The sequence below is a fragment of the Pleomorphochaeta naphthae genome (assembly GCF_055396005.1).
This window is the reverse complement of the sequence record NZ_AP042457.1, coordinates 2,937,006-2,955,108: the sequence shown is the minus strand read 5'-3', so window position 1 is coordinate 2,955,108 and position 18,103 is coordinate 2,937,006. Positions and strand designations below refer to the sequence as shown.

Below are 18,103 nucleotides of genomic sequence, written 5' to 3'. Positions count from 1 at the left end.
TCAAGAAAAATCTTTATTTCACAGAAAAAAAATATTATTATGCTTTTTTACAAACAATTTTAGATATTTTTTACTCAATTTTTTATAATTTTCTGTATTTCACAGTATTTTATATCAAAAAATATTTGAAACTAATTAAAAAAAATAAAAGCTTTGCTTTTTTCCATTTCTAATTAATTTATTTGTTCTTCCTACAATTAAAAAAACTCATCTTTTTTACAGAATATAGTTAATTGATTTTAAAATTTTTATTCGCTTTTCTATATAATAAAAAATTATATAAATTATAAATTTTACACTATTATTATTTTTTTATAAAATATTTACATCTAAAAATATATTTCATATAAAATATTAGTAAATAAAAATTAATTTTATAAAAATTAACTTGCTTGATTTACACCAACCATTTAAGATGTTTATATGAAAGAAAAAAATAAGTCTCCTAATAAATATATTATAACAAGTACATTAATTATAGTTTTTATTTTCTTTATAATTAATATATTTAGAATATATAACGTAAAAGGACCAAGTATTTTTGATTCTGATTTTGGTAATAAACTAGATTTGGAGTTTGATATATATGAGGATGGAATCTTTATTGCTAAATCAAAACTTCCCTATATTTTACAAACTTCTGTAAAAAATAAAAAAATTGAATTGATTTCAACTTTACCTTCTGATGATAATATAAATAAGTCTTTTATTTCTTTTAAAGTTTCAGGATATAGTGTAATTGTTAACCTAGATAACAAGGAAATTTATAATTCTTATCAAGAGGATGCTAAAGAATATGGAGGCGGATATTGGCATTTTATAAGACTTCCTGAAAACAGTAGCTCAAAACAAATGAAAATAAGTCTTTATACTCCAATTAACAATCCTTTTGCAAAACATTTATACCCTATATTTACTGGAAATAAAGGATATTTATTAACAAATGCCTTCAGTCAAAATTACAGATCCTTATTTTTTGGAATTATATTAATTTCCTTTGGTTTAGTTTTTTTAGGAAATTTATTAATTTTTAATAGAAAAATTGGTAGTCCCTTTTTTCTCTCATTGTCCCTTTTATTGCTTTGTTTAGGCTCTTGGGTTTTCTTCCAATCTAATTCAAAACAACTATTAAATATAATAAATCCTGCTCTTCCTATGGAATTAAGTTTACTCTCTATGTTTTTATTTCCCTATACTCTTTGGTTTTATACAAAGATTAATTATAAGAAAATTAATTCTTATAAAATTCTGAAATATTTTTCATTCGGTATCTTATTTTTATATATTCCTATATCAATAACCTCTTTTCTTGGTATTTCATACCTTCATTTTTTATCATTTATTGGAAGTTTAATTTTACTATTTGTCATAATACTATTTTCTATTTCTATTAAAATCTATATAAATGGTGAGAAATCAATTTTTTCATGTATTATAGCACTCCTTAGTATTCTAATATCTGTATTAGCTGAGGAAGTTCTTCTAATCTTTAATGTATCGATTGGAAAGGTTTCTTTACTACATACTGGTATGGCCATTGCTGCTATTATTTTTATTTATAGAAGTATTGGTAACCTTATTGAAGTTAACAAAGAAGATAATAAAGCTAAACTTTTAGAAAAATTAGCTTATTTAGATGTTGTTACTTTAGTTGAAAATAGAAATTCATATGAACGTTTTATTGAAGATGAGCAAAGCAATATTAATTCAATAGGAATTATTTTAGCTGATATCAACTGCCTTAAAATTATAAACGATGTTAATGGTCATAAAGTGGGAGATGAAGTATTAAAAACTTTCTCTCAAATATTAAAAAAAGAATTTCCAAAAGATAGCAGAATATTTAGAATCGGTGGTGATGAATTTATTGGAATTATTAAATCTCAATCTAAAGATAGTTTTATAAATTTTAGCAAGAATTTACAAAAAAAACTACTTCCAAATGAAGATAATTTTGGTATGGCCCTCGGTTATCATTTCTATATAAAAGAAAATGATAAATCTTTAGAAAATGCGATTGTAAAAGCTGATAAGGATATGTATAAAAACAAAGAGTCTCAAAAACAATTTATAAAGGAAAAATTATTAAATAATGATCTCTATAATATATTATATAAAAGTAAACTTAGATTTTAATTAATACTAAACTATTTGCAAAGGATCTACATCTATTTCTACATATATACCTTTTGGTACTTTAAGTATTTTTAAAGTTTCTCTAACTAGCCATTGGCAAAATGTAATTTTATCATGTTGCATTAATATGTTGTATCTATAATTGTTTGCTATTTTAAAAATACTACATTCATTTGGTCCATAAATGAGAACACTGTCATCATTTTTTTCTTGTAATAATGTATTTAAATAAGTTAATTTCTCTTCAAAGAGTTCACTAAACTGATAAACTTCCTCTTTATTTAATCCCCTAAAAACTAAATTCAATTGTCTTGTATATGGAGGGAACTCTGTCTCTTCACGTATTAAAAGTTCTTCATCATAAAAACTTTCTCTCTCACTTTTCAAAGCTTTCTGTATTGCTGTATTATCAGGTTGTAATGTTTGTATTATAACTTTACCCTTATCATTGAAACGGCCAGCTCTTCCTGCAACTTGAGTTATTAAAGCATAAGTCCTCTCTTGAGATCTAAAATCAGGGATATTCATTGCTGAATCAGCTAAAACAATTCCAACTAATTCAACATTTGGAAAATTAAAACCTTTTGCAACCATTTGTGTTCCTAATAATATATTTGTCTCACCTGTTTTAAATCTATCTAATACTGAAAATATTTGTTTTTTTTCTTTAGCAACATCTCCATCTAATCTATCAACAGTAGCAAAAGGGAATAAGGCTTTAACTTCTTGTTCTACCATCTCTGTGCCAAAACCTCTATATCCAACATCTAAACTATTACACTCCGGACAAATTTTAATAGGTCTTGATTTATAACCACAATAATGGCAAACCATAGAGTTATTATTTTTGTGATATGTTAAAGAAATTGAACAGTTCGGACATTTCATTTCATATCCACAACTTCTACAATGGAAATAATATGAAAAACCCCGCCTGTTTAAAAATAAAATAACTTGCTTCTTGTTTTTTAAAGTTTTATCTATTTCCCTCTCTAATTCTCTAGAGATTATCCCTTTTTCATTTATCATATTTACAACTTTCATCTTAGGCATATTTCCAAAACCTACACGTTTTAACAAATCTATTTTAGTAATATGATTTTCTTTCATTAATTTATAGGCTTCTAAAGATGGGGTGGCACTTCCCATGATAAGAATTGCATTTGTCTTCTTACATATATGTTGTGCAACTTGCCTAGCATGATATCTTGGAGTCTGTGAACTTTTATATGAATTTTCATGTTCTTCATCTATTATAACTAAACCTAGATTATGAAAAGGTGCAAAAATAGCACTCCTAACACCAATTACAATGCTAACTTCTCCTTTAAAAATTTTAAGCCATTGAGAGAGTCTTTGACTTTGTGTCATTGCAGAGTGTAGTATCGCGACTTCTTTAGAAAATCTTTGGCTAACTTGTTGAATTAATTGATGTGTTAATGTTATCTCAGGAACTAAATAAATTACTTGTTTATTTTCTTTTATTATATCGTTTGCAAATCGAAAATAAACCTCACTCTTTCCAGAGCCTGTCACTCCATAGAGATAATAAAGTGCTTTTTCTTTTTTCCTCAAAATTCTTAAAGCTTCTTCTTGTTCATCGGATAAATTATCTATTTTCTTTGTTGAAATATCTTCTTCATTAATACTCATAGAAATAGTTTTTTCTCTTTTTCCACCTGGTATTTGTAGAGCTAATGCTTCACCTACTGAACAGAGATAAAAATTTGCCATCCATTTTGCAAGTTCAATCTGGTTTTCATCAAATAAAGGTTCTTTATCGACAACTCTTTTAATATCTTTAATTTTATATTTAGCACTAAATTCATTTTCTATATCAATAACATATCCGATTTTACTATAACTTCGAAAAGGTACACTAACTCTTACTCCCACCATTACACTCTCTTCAAGCTTCTCAGGAATTCTATAAGTAAATTCTGTATCTAAAGGTAAATCGAATAATACTTTTGCAAACATTAATTTTCCTACTTTATATGTTAATCAATTGTTTAACTTTTTTTAAATCTTCCCAAACTGGTCTTCTCCAATTTGGATTTCTTAAAACGGCTGCAGGGTGGTAGGTAACAATACAAGGAATCCTTCTATATGTATATATTTTCCCTCTCATATTTTTCATCCCTTCATTTTGTTTAAATAAATTATTTGCAGCTATTTTACCTAATATTAATATGACTTTAGGATTTACAAGTTCTATTTGTCTTTCAAGATATGGTAAACACGTATCGACTATAGTTTGAGTTGGATTTGTTCCACTGAAACATTTTACAATATTTGAGAAATACACATCTTCTTTAATGTTGATATCTATAGCTTGCAACCATTTATGTAAATATTGGCCACTTTTACCTATAAATATATCATTATTATTGTCTTCATCTCTTCCTGGACCTTCACCAATTACCATCAAGGTTGCTGGTCTAGCGCCTTTTCCAAATATTATATTTTTTCTAATATTAGCGGCTTCACATTTTGAACAATGTAAAACTGTATTTTCTAATTCAAAATAATCTTGATTCCCATATTGAGTTAAAAAAGTAGTTTTGCCTTCATTTAAATTAAGTTTTTGCTCATTTATTAAAGGCTTTTGTTTTATAGCTTTCTTAAACTTTTCTCTTTGTAAAGATCTAGATTTTAGAGGAATATCTTTTTTGTTTTCAGTTAAATAGTCTTCACTGAATGCAGTGCTTGTCATCTTTAATAATTCAACTATTTTATCTAACTCTTTACTTTCATTCATTTTTATTATCCAATTTAGTTAATGGAACAGCAGTTTCTTCAAACCATAGGTATTCATTCTCATCATAAGAAATATTCATTAAAAATAAGCCATTTGGATTTGCTGTACGTTCTGCCATTTTTCTATTCTTGCTTTCTAAAGCTTTTTTAAAATCTTCACCTGGTCTATTTTTCATTGCAAAATCTATCATTGTCCCTACTAAAGATCTTACCATTTTATATAAAAATGCATTACCACAAATTGTATAAGTTAATACATCATAGCCCCATCTATCTTTTTCTATTTGCCAATATGACTCATATATATCTCTACATTTTGAAGGACTCATATCTTTACTTGCTGTAAATGTTGTAAAATCATGGGTTCCGACAATATATTTAGCATAAGAATTTAATAAATCAATAGAAGGAAATCTTCTAATTTTAGCAACAAAGCCATTATCGGTAGCTGTCATCTCATTTTCATTTTTTATAAAGTATTTATATTTTCTAGCATAAGCTGTATAGCGAGAATGAAAATATCCATCCACTTGTTCACATGATAAGATTCTAACTGTTGGAGGTAAATTGCAATTAATAACATTTAAAAAAGCTCTAGGTGGAATTTTTCTATCAACTATATCAAAATGGCACACTTGCCCCATAGCATGAACTCCACTATCTGTTCTTCCTGAACCTATCACCTTTATATCTTCGTTTAACATTTTCTTTAATGCTTTTTCTATTGCTTGTTGAACTCCAATTCCATTTTTTTGAGTTTGCCAACCATTAAAAGCTCTTCCATCATAGGAGAGAACCATTTTATATCTGACTTTGCCTTCCTCTAAATCCTTTAAAGGAGGTCTTCTCCAATCAACTCTTGCCATTAAATTCCTCTATTAAAACAACTGCTACTGCACAAGGAAAATCGTGACTTATTGAAACTTGTATTTCCAAATTTGGATAGGTTTCTTTTGTTTTTCCTTCTAACTGTATTACTGGTTGTCCACTTTCTAAATTAGTTACTACTATTTCAGAGGGAATTAATTTTGTAAAGCCCACACCTAAAGCTTTTGCCAAAGCTTCCTTTGCTGCAAAGCGACCTGCTAAGAACTCGCTTTTTAATTTATCACTTTTAAAAGTATTTGCTTTTTTAACTTCTTTTTCATTAAAAAGCCTATTTATTGCATGCTCATTTAACTTTGAAATTCTTTCAATATTTACAATATCAACACCTATTTTATTCAAATTATAATCCTTTTTTAAATGAGATTTTAACTGTTGCTGGATTTGTTGATAAACTTATATTGCCTTTTGAAAACATCTTTTCATCATATTTTAACTCAACTGGCACACTATTAATACCTTCTTTTTCTATATTAGAAAAATCTGCTTTAGCTTCAACTAAGTTGGGGTCTACTAAATAGATTATATTATTATCGCCATTTATCTCAAGCTCGACAGAAGTAGGTACTAGACTCTCTGCCTCTAATTCCACAGGGATAATAACTTCAAGTGGGATAGTTACTATTCTACTAGAGTTAGTAGAAAACATATAAAAGAAAAAGACACAGATTGCTAGAAATAAACTTATTAGTTTAGGTTTCCAGTTATCTAATAAATATAAAGAAATTTTATTTTTCATCTTCTTTTTCTTCCTTCTCTTCTTCGCTTATATCTTTATTACTAAACCAAGCTAAAAGAACTCTCTTTATATTATCTATTTCTAAATCATAAAATAATCTAGCATTGTAAGCTAAAGTAATAGCTCCTGTTTCCTCTGAGACTACTATAACAATAGAATCTGTTTCCTCACTAATACCCAAAGCAGCCCTATGCCTTGTTCCAAAGGTCTTTTTTATATCTGTTTGTTCACTTAATGGTAGATAACAACCTGCTGCTCTTATTCTACCATCTTGTATGACTAAGGCTCCATCATGTAACGGAGTATCATGATCGAATACTGTTAATATTAATTGCATTGATAAATCAGCATTAATTATTGTTCCAGAGCTTATTACAGAATTTAAACTATCACGGCGTGAAAACACTAATAGTGCTCCACGTCGTTTACTCTGTAAAACTGAACAAGCATTTAATGCTATATCAATTTGATCAGAATAATTATTAATTGATGTTAACTTAAGCCTAGATTTACCAAGGCCTTCTGTCAAAAAAGACCTTCTCAATTCTGCTTGGAAAATTATACATAAAAAAATTACATATGGAATGGCTAAAAAATTAAACACTTTTAATAAGATGTCTAAATGAAAGACGAAACTAATTCCATATAAAGATAGAGCATAAAAAATCATTTTTAGCATTCTATCGATTTTTGTTCTATCTAAAGCCATATAGAATTGATAAAAAGCCCAGGTTAGGAAACCAACCTGTATAATAGCTTTTAAAGCATCAATTGTTTGCATGTTTCTTAAACCATCCATATATTTCCTCTATATAAATATCTTACAAGCTCTCATCATCATTGCCAACCCAATTTAAGGTTTTTGAAACAGCCTTCTTCCATTTTTTTACTCTATTTTCTCTATCTTCTTTACTCATAGTAGGAGTCCATCTCTTTTTTTCTTTCCAATGATTATTCAATTCGTCAACGGATTTATATATTCCAACACTGAGTCCTGCTGCATAAGCTGCGCCTAAAGCTGTAGTTTCAACAACTTTTGGTCTTATTACAGGAATCCCAAGTAAATCTGCTTGGAATTGCATTAGAGGATGACTGTTTGTTAAACCTCCATCTACTTTTAATACTTTCATTGTAATTGAAGAATCTTTTTCCATTGTTTGGAAGATATCATATGCTTGAAAGGCTGTTGAGTTCAATATAGCTTTACATAAATGTGCTCTTGTTGCAAAACCTGTTAATCCGGCAATAACTCCACGAGCATCGCTTCTCCAATATGGTGCAAAAAGGCCGCTAAAAGCTGGAACAATATATACCCCGCCACAATCTTTTACACTAGCAGCAAGTTCATCAAGTTCTTGGGGATTCGAAACTATTTCTAAATTATCTCTTGCCCATTGTACTAAACTTCCTGCAACTGCAATAGAACCTTCTAGAGCATATTTTGGTTTTTGATTACCAATTTGATAAGCAACTGTTGTAAGTAATCCATTTTCAGAGATACATACTTTTTCTCCCGTATTAACTAGTAGGAAACAGCCTGTACCATAAGTACTTTTCCCAAGTCCTTCTGTAAAACAAGCTTGTCCAAAAAGGGCTGCTTGTTGATCACCTAATATTCCGCAAACCGGAACAGAAGAGGATAGTGGACCATCTTTTTCAGTATATCCATAAATTTCACCACTAGAGGGCACGATTTTTGGTAAAGCTTTTTTAGGGATATTAAAAATCTTCAATAATTCATCATCCCATTTTAAAGTGTTAATATCCATGAGAACGTATCTTGAAGCATTTGTAACATCAGTTACCAATGCTTTTCTTCCTGTTAAATTCCAAACAAGCCATGTATCTATTGTTCCAAATATTACATTACCTTTATCACACTCTTCTCTTAATCCCTTTACGTTATCTAAAAGCCAAACTATTTTACTGACTGAAAAGTATGGACTAAGTCTTAAACCAGATTTTTTTGCAAGCCAAGCTGCATCTACTTTTCCCTCTAAACTATCTATAAAATCTGAACCTCTAAGATCTTGCCATACTATAGCATTATACCAAATTTTACCAGTTTTAGGGTTCCATGCTATAACTGTTTCTCTTTGATTAGTAATCCCAATTCCCTTTAGAGCACCACCTTCTAAATTAGCTTTTTTTAAAGCTTCTTTAATACAAGTAACACTATTTTCCCAAATTTCTGTTGGATTGTGTTCAACCCAACCTGGCTTTGGAAAAATCTGTTTATGTTCCACTTGATGGGATGAAACTATATCTCCCTCAGAGTTAAAAATGATAAATCTAGTTGAAGTTGTCCCTTGATCTAATGAGCCAATATACTGCATTAAAGTCCTCCTATTTTATATATTCTTCAATTATAAAACACTTTTATTGCAATAGCAAAAATTAAATTTATAACAAAAAGCTACTCTTCCCAAGGGAAAACAATATCCCAACTCTTTCTAAGTTGATCCATTATTTCCATCATTCTTAATATTTCTGTATGAGGCATTTGTTTAGGCTCAATTTCACCTTCTTCAATAGCTTCTAAACAAGCTCTTACTTGATATTCAAATCCTGTTATCTGTTCTGGTGGTAAAAGTTCTTCTTCTAATTCTCCATTTTCATCATATATACTTATTTTTTCGGGATTATTTATATTTTCTATTTCTATATATCCTTTAGATCCATAAATAGTACCTTTTCTACTAAGTCTTGAATAAACACTAGTATTAAATGTTGCTAAAATACCATTATTGTAAACGAAAGTAACATTTTCCATTCCATCTACACCACTGTCTAATTTTATAACAGTTGAATTAATCTTCTTAATGTCAGATCCAAAAAACATACATGTAAAGTTAATAGGATAAACTGTTAAATCTAGTAGAGCTCCACCTGCTAACTCCCTTTTATAAATTCTCTCATTTCCAATAACTCTATAACCTAAATTAGAATCAACAAGACTTATTTCACCAATTCGACCACTTTCTAAAATTTGTTGAATCATAAATCTAGAGGGAAGATATCTTGTCCATATGGCCTCTGCTAAAAAGACCTTTTTTTCATGGGCAAGTGCTATAACTCTTTTAGCTTCGTCTAAGTTTGTTGTAAAAGCTTTTTCACACAATACCGGCTTGTTATTATTAATAGCTAATTCAATTAATTGAGCATGATGAGAGTGTGGTGTTGCTATATATACTAAATCAACATTATCATCTTTAACTAATTCTTCATATGAACCATATGCTACCTGAGCTAAATAGTCTTCTTTAAATTTTTCTGCTTTTTCTAAAGATCTAGATGCAACGGCATATAAATTAACATCATCCATTGCATTAACTGTATTTGCCATATTTCTTGCTATATTTCCTAGACCTAAAATACCAATATTTTTCATAAAGCCTCCTAATATTAACTGGTCTATAATGCCAGTATAATTTCTTTTGTTTATTATAGCCTAAAAAACATCAATTGTAACGCTTAATAAATTAATTTGACTGTTAAAAAAGTTAAAAACCCTCAACCAATGTTGAGGATTATTTCTTAAAAAAAATAGAAATATTAAACTATTGTATTAAACTCTCATAATATTCTTTAGAGTCTTTATAATAATCTGTGAAAAAACCATCCGGGTTTAAATTTACAATATTTTCTATATCCTTTTTATCGTTTACAGTATATAAAAGCACTTTCAATCCTTTTGATTGAACTTTTTTAATAAAGTCCTTAGATACTGTTTGATACCACAAATTTAAAGAGACGGCATTCATTTTTAAGGCTGATTCAATTAAAGCATCATTGTAATAGTCACCTCTTAAGGCTTTTTTTACTTCTTCAATTAAAAGAATTCTATCTTTCTCACTTTTTACTTTTTCATTAATAACTTTGATAGCTTCTTCTAAAGATGAGGAAAATGGTAACATATAATCCTCTTCCCCATACGAAAAGATATCAGAAAAAATTGAAGGATTAGATTCAATTTTATTTAGCAATTGTTTCCTTCTTATTGAGCCATCTAAAAGAGCAATTTTTAAAGAAGGACAGCTTTCTCTAATTTTATCTAACTCTGTCCAGTTAAAAGAACTAATTAAAAAATCATTAATATCTAATTTTTTACTATCTATATATTTTTTTATGGTTTGTCCTGAAAAAAATCCTGTATTATCACCTTTTAATTCTAAATGCATTACAGGTCTTCTATCTTTTCCATAAGAAGCTACTAACTCTAAAACATCTGTTAATGTTGGGATAGGATCTTTACCATTAGTTATTTTACCAGCATGTAAGCTTTTAATCTCTGCTAAAGTTTTATTCACAATTAAGCCTGTCCCATCAGAAACTTTGCTTAAATTTAAATTATGAACAACAACAAGATGATTATCTCTTGTCAGTTGTACATCAAACTCAAAAGCTCTAGCTCCTTGATCAATTATCTTTTTATAACATCTAATTGTATTTTGATTATATCCTTTATAGCTACAACCCCGATGACCTATTATTAACATAATAATTATCTCCTTATACAGCTCCGTAGATTAAATTTGGTAAAGCTAAACTAATCATTGGAACGTAAGTTATTAGTAATAGAGAAATAATTAGGGCACCAATAAAAGGAATAACTTCTTTAGTAAAGTCTTGCAATGAACAACCAGTAATTGAACAACAAGTAAACATCATTGATCCAAATGGAGGGGTTAGTCCACCAATCATTATATTTACGATACAGATTAATCCAAAATGTATTACATCAACTCCTAAGGAAGTTGCAACAGGGACTAGTAATGGAGCCAAAATAATTATTGCAGCACCACCTTCGATAAACATTCCTATAACTAATAATAATAAATTAAATAATAATAACATTAAGTACTTATTTGTTGTTACACTTAATAAGAAGCTTGTAATAAGTTGAGGAATTCTTTCCCAATTTAAATAGTAACCAAAAACATTAGCTGCAACTATTATCAAAACTACAGAACTTGTTCCATAAATAGTTTCTTTCATTATAGGAATGAAATCTTCTTTCTTTAATTCTTTATAAACAAATTTACCAATAATTACACAATATAATACAGCGACAGCACCAGCCTCAGATGGGGTAAACAAACCAATTCTTAAACCTAAAATGATACCAAAGGGAAAAAGTAAGGCCCAAATTGAATCAACACCTTGTTTAAGAATTTCTCTATGTGTAGCTCTTTTTTCTCTAACAGCAATATATTTTCTTTTTTTAGAAATTAAATGAACTGTAACCATTAAAGATAAAGTCATTAATAAACCTGGCAAATAACCTGCTGCAAACATTCTTCCAACAGAACAACTAGCTATTAAAGCATAAATAATTAAATTAATTCCAGGTGGAATTACAGGGGTTACTGCAGAAGAGGCTGCTGTAATTGCAGTAGAAAAAGATTTATCATAGCCTCTTTTTTCCATTTCTGGGACTAACATCTTACTTTCCATAGCTGCATCTGCATTAGCAGAACCTGAAACACCTCCCATTAACATACTCAAAAGAACATTAGCTTGAGCTAAACCTCCAGGTAAATGACCTGTTAGTACATCCGCAAACTGCATTAACTTTTTGCTAATTCCGCTATAATTCATTATTGAGCCAGCCATAACAAAAAAGGGTATTGCTAATAGTGGAAAAGACTGAGTACTAGTTACAAATTTTTGTAATAAGAGTGCAACTGGAGAAGTGTTATCAATTAAACCAAAATAAAAAAGGGTGGACCCAAATAAAGCAAAAGATATTGGAATACTTGAAAAATATAAAAGAAAAACTAATATAATAGGAAGAATAGCTAACATTGGGTGCCTCCATTTTTATCTTTTAAAATAACTTTAACATCAGAAATTAAAAAAATAATTGTATAAACTGTCATTAAGAAAAATCCAACTAAAATTGAAGAACTAATAAAAGCTGAAGAAATTCCCAAAACTGGAGTTGGTTTTCTAGCAGATACTCTTAAATATTGGATTGCAATTAATGTTAAAGAGGAGTTAATTACTAATAAAATCAAATAAACAACTAAGTTAATTTTATGTTGAACCTTTGGCGAAAATTTCTTAACAATCATATCAACTCCAACATGCAACTTCCTTTTATAGCATGCTGCAGACCCTAAAAAGACACACCAAACAAAACAACCGGTAGCAACTTCTTCCGACCATATAATTCCCATGTTAAAGAAGTATCTTAAAAAAACATTTATTAAAACAAGAACTGTTGTAATAATAAGAAAAAAGCCAGAACTAATTTCTTCAAAATTAGCTATGACAGTTTTAAATGAAACTTTCATATAGCCCCCTATAAAAGTGAAGTCAGGCTGTTATAATTAACAGCCTGATAATAGTTTACTTTATTTTGGCATTTTAGCAAGTTCAGCTTTGAATTTGTCCAAAATTCCAGGTGTAACACCTTCCATATTTTCATAAACAGGAGCTACAGCTTCAACAAATGCATCATGATCTACTTCGTTAAATTCTATACCTTGTGCTTCTAAATTAGCTTTAGCAGTTTCATAGTTTTTAGAAATTTCAGAAATCATTTGCTGAGCACCTTTAGCAAATTCTTCTTCAATAATTACTTGATATTCTTCAGGAATACTGTTAAATAAATCTGCGTTAATATAAACACCACAAGTTCCTAAGAAGTGATTAGTTAAAGCCATTTTTTTAGCTACTTCACTACTACCATTTGTTCCATAAGCATCCATTGTACCTTCTAATCCATCAACAACGCCTTGTTGAACAGCACTAATTGTTTCTGAGAAAGGTAAAGCTGTTGCTGTTGCACCCATTGCATTAATTGTATCGATAAATAATTGGCTTCCTGGTGTTCTAATCTTCATACCTTGTAGATCTTCAGGGGTTCTAATGACTTTGTTTGTCATCATTGATCTAAATCCAAAAATATAATCTAAAGCTAAAACTTTAATTCTATGTTTTTCTTCTAATTCATCAACCATTGATTGTACTAAATCAGTTTTAATTAGATATTCATATTCATCAAAGTTACTATATAGCATAGGTCCAACTAGAGCATTAAAATCAGGAACATAGTCTCCTAAATATGAAGGATCTTCAACAGAAATAAATTTTGCTCCTAAAGCAACTTGTTCTACTCCATCTTTATATGTAGCAAGTTGACCTTGTGGATATTGTTGAATTTCAATTGCACCATTTGTTCTCTCTTTAATATTATCAACAACAATTGTTAAAGATTTTGTTAATTGTTCGTTTGGTGCAAATACATGACTCATTTTCAATACTAGATGATAATCTTCATCGGATGTTGCTTCTTGCTGACCACCTGCAAACATTGGACTCATTAATAAAAGTCCCAATAACATAACAAATAAAATAGATTTTTTCATTGTTTTCTCCTTTTTTAATAAATTATTTTTAAACAATTTTTTAAACAACAATTTTTAATAATTAATAAATTATGTTTAATAATTTACGCAATTGAATTTTAAATGGTGAATATATAGTTGTCAAGTTAAATTTTTTAATAAAAAAACAAGCATACAATATGTTCTTAATTTTTTTCTGCTTAATTTTATGTTAAATTTTTTGTTTAATTTATTGCGAATATGAAAATTCTGATTTATTATATTAGAAAGGAAGGGAAAAATGAAAAATAAAAAAACTACACTATCAGACATTGCTAAAGCAACGAATTTATCTACAGCAAGTGTTTCAATGATATTATCAGGTAAAAAACTTAATCGGTTTTCTGAAGAAACAATTATCTACGTAAAAGATACTGCTAAAAAAATGTTTTATACAAATAAAAAACATTCATCGTTACTTGGTAAAACAATTTTAATAATTTGTCCTTCCGTTTATAATCCATATTACTCTACATTAATTCAAGGCATGGAACAAAAAGCTATAGAATTAGGTATGAAAACTTTAATAAAAACAACATATTGGGACATCTCAATAGAAAGAGATAGTTTAAAAAACTTCTCTCAACTTCCTATATCTGGAATTATATTTTCAATGATTCCTGAACAAATTGAAGAAGTTAAAGAGTTAAGCAAACAAATACCCATAGTTGCAGTTGGAGATGAAAATAATAATTTCGATTTTGATACTGTTAATATAAACAACTTTGAGGCTGGAAAATTAATTGGACAGCATTTAATAGATTTAGGTCATAAACATATAGCATATATATCTACAAGTTTAAATGAATTTCATACAGCTAGAACTAAAAGATTAGAAGGAATTAAATACATTTTTAACAAGCATAAACTACCTGATGTCACTGTTTTAAGCCAAGATATATTACCAGAGGAAGAGATTGCAACTGCAGATATCGAATTTTTAACAGGATATAAACTAGCAAATATTTGTTTAAAAAACCATAGCAATATTACAGCTATGGTTGGCATCAATGATATGGTTGCTTATGGTATAATTAATGCAATTAAAGATAATAAGTTAAGAATCCCACAAGATTACAGTGTATGTGGTTTTGATAATATTTTCCCTTCAAAATTCGCTTCATTGAAATTAACTACTATTGAACACTCAATATTCCAAAGAGGAGTCAAAGCAATGTCTTTAATAGCAAACAAAATAACTGATCAGGAAAATAATGAAGATAATCTTCAAGTTACAAGAATTGATTACAAAAGCCGATTAATAAAGAGGGAAACTACATCTTTACCAAGAAAAATAGAATAATATAAGACCTCCAAAGCAGCTTTAATTAATAAATTATATCTACCTTGGAAGTGTTAACTTTATTTTATTTTATTAAGATTCTTTAAATCTATTAATAGCCAGATTGCAGTTCCAAGTGCAGCTAAAATATCTGCAGAAGGAAAAGCTAACCATACCCCTATTAAATCTAAAAAACGAGGAAGTATTAAAACTAAGGGAATTAGGATTATAAATTGACGGCTCATTCCAAGTAAAATTGATGCAAAACTCTTTCCTAAAGCTTGGAAGTAAGTCGTTCCACAAGTTTGAATTCCTAATAAAAACATTGAAGAAATAATTATTCTTAACGCTACAACACCCAAATCTAGTAAATCTGGATCAACCGTAAACATTTTTAAAATTGTTCTAGGGATAATTAAAGATACTATTGAAAAAGATAAACCAATAATTGTTGTAATAAATATTGCTGTTTTCAAAGATGCTTTTACTCTTTCATATTTTTTTGCACCAAAATTATAACCTATGATTGGTTGCAAACCTTGGTTCATGCCAAAAATTGGCATCATTACTAAAGTTAAAAATTTATTTACCATACCAAAAGCAGCAATTGCTAAATCTCCGCCATATATTTTAACCATATTATTAACAGCTAAAGCCATAAAAGAAGTTCCTATCTGTCTAATAAAAGTAGCCATCCCTAATAAGACTATTTCTTTTATATATACGAATTTCAACTTAAAAATACGAAAATGAAACTTAAGTGTAGACTTTCCTCTTAAGAATATAGACAAAGCATATAAAGCTCCAACTATTTGCGAGAGTATAGTTGCAACTGCAGCCCCTTTTATCCCCATTTTAAATACAAAGATAAATATTGGATCTAAAATAATATTTAAGATAGTTCCAATTATCATTATATTCATAGATATTTTAGCCAATCCTTCACTTCTTAAAATATTATTTGAACACATTGTGAAGGATAAAAAAGGCGCTCCTATTAAAATAATTCTCATATAACTTTTAGCATAGGGAAGAATATCTGTTGTAGCCCCAAATATAATTAATATTTTATCTAAGTAAAGTTCTCCAATAATCAAAATTAAAATAGCTGTAATCAATGTTAAGATAAAAGCATTTGCCCCAGCTATTGCAGCTTCATCAGGTCGACCTTCTCCAAGTCTTCTAGAAATAACAGAAGCAGCACCAACTCCATACATTAAAGCAAATGCTCCAATTATCAATTGGAAAGGAAAAGCTATTGTTAACCCTCCTATTGCCAAAGATCCAGCTCCATGGCCAACAAATACAGTATCTATTACATTATATAAAGCATTACTTATCATACCTATCATAGCAGGAACAGAAAGTTTAAATAATAATGGGGTTATATTTTCTGTTCCTAGAAATTCATGAGGGTTATTTTTTTGCATTATTTTTCTCCATTTTTAATAAAATTTTATTTAAGGTTGCAAGCGCATCGAATAAAGCTTTTTTATCCTCATTTGATAAACAATTAACTTTCTTTTCAAAAGGAACAAAAATACTGTGACGCAAACTAATAGCTAACTGTGAGCCTTTTTCATTCAAAGCAACATAAATAATTCTTCTATCATCCTCATTTCTAATTCTATCTACTAAATTTAACTTCTCTAGAGAATCAACAATATTTGTAATAGAGCTTTTTACAACATTAGCATGTTTAGTTAAATCACTCATTTTCATTGATCCAAATTTTTTCAAAGTTAATATTACTTGAATTTGACTTGAATTTAAATTTAAAGCTTCACTTTGGGGAGATTTTGCATTTTTCAATAACCCATGCATGATACTATTCATAGTTTCTCTTAATTCTCTAAACAGAGTAAAAATATTCTTATCCATAAACACCTCAAAATTATTTCAATTTTGTACAATTCATTATTAAACTTTTAATTTCTAAAAGTCAATAGGAATCTATATAATATAGTTATTGACATATGCCTAAAATGGAAGTAAACTTTAACTATCTTAAGAATTTAATAAGGAGTTAACCAATGAAAATAGCGGTTACCTACAGCAATGAATTAGTTGAACAACATTTTGGTCAAACTAATCAATTTAAAATTTACACAATAGAAAATGGTACAATTACAAATCAAGAAGTTATATCAACTGCTGGTTATGCACATGGAACTTTAGTTGATTTATTAACTTTACAAAATGTTAATACCCTTATTTGTGGAGGACTTGGAGCAGGTGCTAGAACAGCAATTACCCAAGCTAATATAAAATTAATTCCTGGTGTAACGGGAAAAGCCGATGATGCTGTTAAAGCCTATTTATCAGATAATTTAGATTATGACCCTGATATTTCTTGTGCCGGACATCATCACGATGGAGAAGAGCATACACATGAGGAATCTTGTAATTCACATGGTAATGAGCATAAATGTGGTTCTCACTAAACTACTTTGCAATTGGAGAACATCTACTCCAATTGCATTTTTTTTTAAAATAGAATAACTTTATATTAAATTTTTGATTACGGAGATAAATATGCCTAGACCAAAAAAATGTAGAAGGATTTCTGGAGGAATGCCAGAATTTACACGTTTCGGCCCCAAAGGAAAAAGAAATAACTCCGCCATTGTAATGAGCGTAGATGAGTATGAAACCTTACGTTTAATTGATTATGAAAATCTCATGCAAGAAGAAGCTGCTAAAAAAATGAATGTTGCTAGAACTACTACACAAGCTATTTATGCAGTTGCTAGAAAAAAAGTTTCTACAGCTTTAGTAGAAGGAAAAGATATAATTATTGAAGGTGGTGATATAGAACTTTGTCCACCATGCCATCATAGGCAACACCAAAATAGATGTAGACATAATCTAAATAATGAAGAAAACAATAAAATATCTATCAAATAA

18 protein-coding genes are annotated in these 18,103 nt (G+C 28.8%); 4 read left to right on the top strand and 14 right to left on the bottom strand.

Annotated features, from left to right (window positions below):
* Window positions 1–423 precede the first annotated feature (423 nt).
* Window positions 424–2,136 (top strand): GGDEF domain-containing protein, encoded by a 1,713-nt coding sequence (locus ACZ5SO_RS13470; RefSeq protein WP_464625285.1) that lies wholly within the window; start codon window positions 424–426, stop codon window positions 2,134–2,136.
* A gap of 6 nt (window positions 2,137–2,142) precedes the next feature.
* Here ACZ5SO_RS13470 and priA read toward each other — a convergent pair whose 3' ends face one another.
* The 12 genes from priA to ACZ5SO_RS13410 all read right to left on the bottom strand — a co-directional run bounded on the left by priA (window position 2,143) and on the right by ACZ5SO_RS13410 (window position 13,896).
* The gene (priA, locus tag ACZ5SO_RS13465) at window positions 2,143–4,116 is read right to left on the bottom strand and encodes a replication restart helicase PriA (RefSeq protein ID WP_464625283.1); all 1,974 of its coding nucleotides are present in this window, start codon (window positions 4,114–4,116) and stop codon (window positions 2,143–2,145) included.
* Between the two features lie 13 nt (window positions 4,117–4,129).
* Complete coding sequence (locus ACZ5SO_RS13460; protein WP_464625281.1) at window positions 4,130–4,897, bottom strand: uracil-DNA glycosylase; 768 nt, start codon at window positions 4,895–4,897, stop codon at window positions 4,130–4,132.
* The gene (gene truA / locus ACZ5SO_RS13455; RefSeq protein WP_464625280.1) at window positions 4,890–5,762 is read right to left on the bottom strand and encodes a tRNA pseudouridine(38-40) synthase TruA; all 873 of its coding nucleotides are present in this window, start codon (window positions 5,760–5,762) and stop codon (window positions 4,890–4,892) included. Before truA ends, ACZ5SO_RS13460 begins: the two co-directional genes overlap by 8 nt.
* Entirely contained in the window at window positions 5,749–6,123 is a 375-nt protein-coding gene (gene acpS / locus ACZ5SO_RS13450) for a holo-ACP synthase (RefSeq protein WP_464625279.1), read from the bottom strand. The genes truA and acpS overlap by 14 nt, the downstream gene beginning before the upstream one ends.
* A 1-nt stretch (window position 6,124) precedes the next feature.
* A complete protein-coding gene (locus tag ACZ5SO_RS13445; protein WP_464625278.1) occupies window positions 6,125–6,520 on the bottom strand; it encodes a hypothetical protein in 396 nt (131 codons plus the stop codon).
* Window positions 6,510–7,319 (bottom strand): diadenylate cyclase CdaA, encoded by an 810-nt coding sequence (cdaA, locus tag ACZ5SO_RS13440; RefSeq protein WP_464625277.1) that lies wholly within the window; start codon window positions 7,317–7,319, stop codon window positions 6,510–6,512. Before cdaA ends, ACZ5SO_RS13445 begins: the two co-directional genes overlap by 11 nt.
* 22 nt (window positions 7,320–7,341) lie before the next feature.
* Complete coding sequence (glpK, locus tag ACZ5SO_RS13435; protein WP_464625276.1) at window positions 7,342–8,856, bottom strand: glycerol kinase GlpK; 1,515 nt, start codon at window positions 8,854–8,856, stop codon at window positions 7,342–7,344.
* Between the two features lie 80 nt (window positions 8,857–8,936).
* Window positions 8,937–9,911, bottom strand: a complete 975-nt coding sequence (locus ACZ5SO_RS13430) for a Gfo/Idh/MocA family protein (protein WP_464625275.1) — start codon at window positions 9,909–9,911, stop codon at window positions 8,937–8,939.
* A gap of 169 nt (window positions 9,912–10,080) precedes the next feature.
* The gene (locus tag ACZ5SO_RS13425; RefSeq protein WP_464625274.1) at window positions 10,081–11,019 is read right to left on the bottom strand and encodes a glycerophosphodiester phosphodiesterase; all 939 of its coding nucleotides are present in this window, start codon (window positions 11,017–11,019) and stop codon (window positions 10,081–10,083) included.
* A gap of 13 nt (window positions 11,020–11,032) precedes the next feature.
* Entirely contained in the window at window positions 11,033–12,328 is a 1,296-nt protein-coding gene (locus ACZ5SO_RS13420; RefSeq protein ID WP_464625273.1) for a TRAP transporter large permease, read from the bottom strand.
* On the bottom strand, window positions 12,322–12,819 hold the full coding sequence (locus ACZ5SO_RS13415) for a TRAP transporter small permease (RefSeq protein WP_464625272.1): 498 nt from the start codon (window positions 12,817–12,819) through the stop codon (window positions 12,322–12,324). Before ACZ5SO_RS13415 ends, ACZ5SO_RS13420 begins: the two co-directional genes overlap by 7 nt.
* A gap of 60 nt (window positions 12,820–12,879) precedes the next feature.
* Window positions 12,880–13,896: a C4-dicarboxylate TRAP transporter substrate-binding protein gene (locus ACZ5SO_RS13410; protein ID WP_464625270.1), complete on the bottom strand. Its 1,017-nt coding sequence runs from the start codon at window positions 13,894–13,896 to the stop codon at window positions 12,880–12,882.
* A gap of 259 nt (window positions 13,897–14,155) precedes the next feature.
* Here ACZ5SO_RS13410 and ACZ5SO_RS13405 point away from each other — a divergent pair, with 259 nt between their 5' ends.
* On the top strand, window positions 14,156–15,217 hold the full coding sequence (locus ACZ5SO_RS13405) for a LacI family DNA-binding transcriptional regulator (protein ID WP_464625269.1): 1,062 nt from the start codon (window positions 14,156–14,158) through the stop codon (window positions 15,215–15,217).
* Between the two features lie 59 nt (window positions 15,218–15,276).
* Here ACZ5SO_RS13405 and ACZ5SO_RS13400 read toward each other — a convergent pair whose 3' ends face one another.
* Both ACZ5SO_RS13400 and ACZ5SO_RS13395 read right to left on the bottom strand, forming a co-directional pair.
* Window positions 15,277–16,626 carry an MATE family efflux transporter gene (locus ACZ5SO_RS13400; protein WP_464625268.1) on the bottom strand — a complete coding sequence of 450 codons (1,350 nt, stop codon included), beginning with the start codon at window positions 16,624–16,626 and terminating at the stop codon, window positions 15,277–15,279.
* Entirely contained in the window at window positions 16,613–17,077 is a 465-nt protein-coding gene (locus ACZ5SO_RS13395; RefSeq protein ID WP_464625267.1) for a MarR family winged helix-turn-helix transcriptional regulator, read from the bottom strand. The genes ACZ5SO_RS13400 and ACZ5SO_RS13395 overlap by 14 nt, the downstream gene beginning before the upstream one ends.
* 152 nt (window positions 17,078–17,229) lie before the next feature.
* Here ACZ5SO_RS13395 and ACZ5SO_RS13390 point away from each other — a divergent pair, with 152 nt between their 5' ends.
* A complete protein-coding gene (locus ACZ5SO_RS13390; protein WP_464625266.1) occupies window positions 17,230–17,640 on the top strand; it encodes a NifB/NifX family molybdenum-iron cluster-binding protein in 411 nt (136 codons plus the stop codon).
* A 91-nt stretch (window positions 17,641–17,731) separates the two neighbouring features.
* The gene (locus tag ACZ5SO_RS13385; RefSeq protein WP_464625264.1) at window positions 17,732–18,103 is read left to right on the top strand and encodes a DUF134 domain-containing protein; all 372 of its coding nucleotides are present in this window, start codon (window positions 17,732–17,734) and stop codon (window positions 18,101–18,103) included.

Excerpts from the sequence above, each read along its gene's own strand:
- ACZ5SO_RS13430 (WP_464625275.1), bottom strand. The coding sequence starts at position 9,911 with ATGAAAAATATTGGTATTTTAGGTCTAGGAAATATAGCAAGAAATATG.
- ACZ5SO_RS13415 (WP_464625272.1), bottom strand. The coding sequence starts at position 12,819 with ATGAAAGTTTCATTTAAAACTGTCATAGCTAATTTTGAAGAAATTAGT.
- ACZ5SO_RS13420 (WP_464625273.1), bottom strand. The coding sequence starts at position 12,328 with ATGTTAGCTATTCTTCCTATTATATTAGTTTTTCTTTTATATTTTTCA.
- glpK (WP_464625276.1), bottom strand. The coding sequence starts at position 8,856 with ATGCAGTATATTGGCTCATTAGATCAAGGGACAACTTCAACTAGATTT.
- ACZ5SO_RS13385 (WP_464625264.1), top strand. The coding sequence starts at position 17,732 with ATGCCTAGACCAAAAAAATGTAGAAGGATTTCTGGAGGAATGCCAGAA.
- cdaA (WP_464625277.1), bottom strand. The coding sequence starts at position 7,319 with ATGGATGGTTTAAGAAACATGCAAACAATTGATGCTTTAAAAGCTATT.
- ACZ5SO_RS13460 (WP_464625281.1), bottom strand. The coding sequence starts at position 4,897 with ATGAATGAAAGTAAAGAGTTAGATAAAATAGTTGAATTATTAAAGATG.
- priA (WP_464625283.1), bottom strand. The coding sequence starts at position 4,116 with ATGTTTGCAAAAGTATTATTCGATTTACCTTTAGATACAGAATTTACT.
- truA (WP_464625280.1), bottom strand. The coding sequence starts at position 5,762 with ATGGCAAGAGTTGATTGGAGAAGACCTCCTTTAAAGGATTTAGAGGAA.
- ACZ5SO_RS13470 (WP_464625285.1), top strand. The coding sequence starts at position 424 with ATGAAAGAAAAAAATAAGTCTCCTAATAAATATATTATAACAAGTACA.
- ACZ5SO_RS13390 (WP_464625266.1), top strand. The coding sequence starts at position 17,230 with ATGAAAATAGCGGTTACCTACAGCAATGAATTAGTTGAACAACATTTT.
- ACZ5SO_RS13410 (WP_464625270.1), bottom strand. The coding sequence starts at position 13,896 with ATGAAAAAATCTATTTTATTTGTTATGTTATTGGGACTTTTATTAATG.
- ACZ5SO_RS13400 (WP_464625268.1), bottom strand. The coding sequence starts at position 16,626 with ATGCAAAAAAATAACCCTCATGAATTTCTAGGAACAGAAAATATAACC.
- ACZ5SO_RS13425 (WP_464625274.1), bottom strand. The coding sequence starts at position 11,019 with ATGTTAATAATAGGTCATCGGGGTTGTAGCTATAAAGGATATAATCAA.
- ACZ5SO_RS13445 (WP_464625278.1), bottom strand. The coding sequence starts at position 6,520 with ATGAAAAATAAAATTTCTTTATATTTATTAGATAACTGGAAACCTAAA.
- ACZ5SO_RS13395 (WP_464625267.1), bottom strand. The coding sequence starts at position 17,077 with ATGGATAAGAATATTTTTACTCTGTTTAGAGAATTAAGAGAAACTATG.
- ACZ5SO_RS13405 (WP_464625269.1), top strand. The coding sequence starts at position 14,156 with ATGAAAAATAAAAAAACTACACTATCAGACATTGCTAAAGCAACGAAT.